Annotated in this window: 4 protein-coding genes; 2 read left to right on the top strand and 2 right to left on the bottom strand. The window is 34.3% G+C overall.

Annotation, left to right across the window (positions count from 1 at the left end; translation table 11 throughout):
- Positions 1 to 147 precede the first annotated feature (147 nt).
- Positions 148 to 426, top strand: a complete 279-nt coding sequence (locus ACOYLT_RS11325; protein WP_422853951.1) for a DUF6471 domain-containing protein — start codon at positions 148 to 150, stop codon at positions 424 to 426.
- Positions 423 to 1751, top strand: a complete 1329-nt coding sequence (gene dcm / locus ACOYLT_RS11320; RefSeq protein ID WP_422853950.1) for a DNA (cytosine-5-)-methyltransferase — start codon at positions 423 to 425, stop codon at positions 1749 to 1751. Before ACOYLT_RS11325 ends, dcm begins: the two co-directional genes overlap by 4 nt.
- Here the strand turns inward: dcm and ACOYLT_RS11315 are convergent.
- Both ACOYLT_RS11315 and ACOYLT_RS11310 read right to left on the bottom strand, forming a co-directional pair.
- A complete protein-coding gene (locus ACOYLT_RS11315; protein ID WP_422853949.1) occupies positions 1732 to 2418 on the bottom strand; it encodes an NgoBV family restriction endonuclease in 687 nt (228 codons plus the stop codon). The two genes, dcm and ACOYLT_RS11315, sit on opposite strands and share 20 nt — an antisense overlap.
- A gap of 220 nt (positions 2419 to 2638) precedes the next feature.
- Positions 2639 to 2869, bottom strand: a 231-nt coding sequence (locus ACOYLT_RS11310; protein WP_422853948.1) for a hypothetical protein, incomplete at its 5' end; no start/stop codon positions are given.

Here is a 2869-nt window from a genome sequence, read left to right as displayed (position 1 = left end):
CCGCCGAATCATATAAGCGCATTCCCGGTTCATTTTTTTGAGCAGTCCGCAACATTGCACGGGCAAACTTTGATTTATTTCCAAGATTAACGTTTTTATTTGCAAATATGATAATTATTATCTAAAATTGCAAAAAACATCTTGATTATGTCAAACTGGGATGATAAAGCAAAACGACTTCTAAAGTCAGAAATGGTGAAACGTGGTTTTTCCAATGCAGATTTGGTCGCATTACTAAATGAAATCGGTGTTGAAGAAACAAAAGCAAGTATTGACAGCAAGATTAGTCGTGGTAGTTTTAGTGCTACATTTTTATTGCAATGTCTTACCGTTATTGGTTGTCATAAGCTTGAAATTGAAAGTTATGAAAGTCAATTGTTAATGGTTGCCGAATCAAATGAAAATTATAAAACTTCAAAAAAATGAAAATTAGTACTGTAAAATTTATTGACCTTTTTGCAGGCCTTGGTGGGATTCGTTTAGGTTTTGAAAGAGCATTTAAAGATGCTGGAATGCAAACGGAGTGTGTGATGACTTCAGAAATAAAACCATATGCTGTAAAAACGCTGAAGCATAACTTTGGCCACGAATTTTTGGCAGGCGATATTTTTGAAATCCGCAATGAGTTTATTCCAGATTTTGATTTTCTTTTGGGTGGTTTTCCTTGTCAGCCGTTTAGTGCAGGCGGAAAGCGTCAAGGTTTTTTAGATACAAGGGGTACTTTGTTTTTTGAAATCGAAAGAATTTTGAGAGAGAAAAAACCTTATGGTTTTATTCTCGAAAATGTGGAGGGCTTGGTAAAACACGATTTAGAAAACAAAACTGATGAAATCGGCAGAACACTAAAAACTATTTTGTATACATTAGAAAATGATTTGGGTTATAAGACAAATTGGAAGGTTTTTGATAGTTTAGAATTTGGATTACCGCAATCTCGTAAAAGAATTTTTATTGTAGGAACAAAAGATGAGAAGATAGATTTAAATGGAAATGAACCTCGATATAAATCATTAGAAAATATTTTAGAGAAAGGTTTGCCAACTTTGAAATCTGATTTAATAAATAAACTTTTGGCTCATTTTACTTTGGAAGATTTGTACGGAAAATCAATTAAAGACAAGCGTGGTGGAGATAATAATATTCATAGTTGGGATATTGAAATCAAAGGAAGCGTTTCTAAACAGCAAGCTGAAATCCTAAACCAGTTATTCAAACAAAGAAGAAAAAAGCAGTGGGCGGAAGAAATTGGGATTGACTGGATGGACGGAATGGCTTTGACTTTAGAGCAAATTAATACGTTTATAGATATGCCGAAAAAAGAATTGAAAAATTTGTTAGATGATTTGACTTCAAAAGGATATTTGAAGTTAGAACACCCTAAAAAATTAGCCAAAATTGAAACCGCTGATGGTTCAATTTCTGTTCGGGAATATGATGAAACCAAGCCAAAGGGTTATAATATTGTAACTGGGAAATTAAGTTTTGAAGTTAATAAGATTCTCGACCCTAAAGATATTGCTCCTACTTTGGTAGCAACAGACGTTTCTCGTTTAGCAGTTCCCGATGGAAAAGGTTTGCGTAGATTGACTATTCGTGAAGGTTTGCGGTTGTTTGGATTTCCTGAATGGTACGAAATTCCAACCAAAGAATATGATGCTTTTGACTTATTAGGAAATACCGTTGCAGTTCCAGTAGTTGAATTTGTAGCGAATAAATTGGCCGAAGTTTACGTTAGCGAACTTGCAGTTTAACGCCAGTATGTTCTTCGTAATTTTTTAAAACATTTTGTAGCCAATGCCCATTGCTGTGACGTGTTTGTGGATATTGGTAACGTGTTTCGTTGAGTGCAGAAAGAAAGTCTTCTAACGAGTTAAATGGTTTAAATTTAGAGCGTTCGGAAAACCAAATTCCTGGTCGGATGTTATATATTACACTTTTCTTTTCCTGAACTTTTAGCGGGTATGTGCTACTCGGGCAAGCCAATTCCCAAATCTTTTTGATCCAAACATCTTTAATCGTCAGTTCGCTTCCTTTCATTTGATAAGAAAAAATCAGATAATCAGAATTTAAACGATAAGCAGAAGTCAGCAAAGAGTTGCAGTAAGAGTCAAAGTTAGCGAGGTCAAAGCCCGGGCCTCTATCCCAATCGAAAGATTTCACTTCAAGCAGCCCTAATTTTTTATTGTAATTATCAAGGTAAAAGTCTGGAAAAACTTGAGAGTTGGGATTTTCCTCAAATTCCACATTTTCTTTCATTAGCCACGCCTTCAGCCATTCTTGCAAAAGGTTTCCAACCGTGTCTTTTGTTTCAATAGAAATAGTTAGGTCTTTGAGCGAAAAATTGATAATTCCTTTTTCTCCAATAATCTTGTAATCGTATACCAATTTATTGTGTAGCTCTTTTCCCGATAATTTCATTTTGTTTTTTATTAAGTTTGGTATAAAGTTAACATATTTTTTTACCTTGTTCAGTCTTAGTATTTGGCCGAGCAATATGGCAGCTATAGTTTTGCATCTAGACGAAGGTGTCAATTTCCAAGCACTTCACTGTAATCCAAGTACAAGCTTTGATAGATACACAAAGCTTGATTTAACCACTGAACCGCCACTTTTGGGTAGGTACTGTTATATGTATTGCTTATTTTTTTCGTAATGGTGTCGGTAAAAATTTGTCAATTTCTTCATCACTAAATGTCAATTCTTCATTGATTTGTAAAGACTTTTGTGCGGTTACATAAGCTTTACTAAATGTCCTTGGTGAGCCTTTATATGTTTTCGAAAGTTCATCTTGTAGTTCATCTCTTTTTTGAATTATGTCTTCAAGACTAATTAGCCTCGCTTTTAGGTCTGTCAATAAAGACAAATATTT

The organism is Flavobacterium sp., from assembly GCF_049318185.1.
Classification (GTDB): domain Bacteria; phylum Bacteroidota; class Bacteroidia; order Flavobacteriales; family Flavobacteriaceae; genus Flavobacterium.
This window is presented reverse-complemented; position numbering and strand designations above follow the sequence as displayed.

Excerpts from the sequence above, each read along its gene's own strand:
- ACOYLT_RS11325 (WP_422853951.1), top strand. The coding sequence starts at position 148 with ATGTCAAACTGGGATGATAAAGCAAAACGACTTCTAAAGTCAGAAATG.
- dcm (WP_422853950.1), top strand. The coding sequence starts at position 423 with ATGAAAATTAGTACTGTAAAATTTATTGACCTTTTTGCAGGCCTTGGT.
- ACOYLT_RS11315 (WP_422853949.1), bottom strand. The coding sequence starts at position 2,418 with ATGAAATTATCGGGAAAAGAGCTACACAATAAATTGGTATACGATTAC.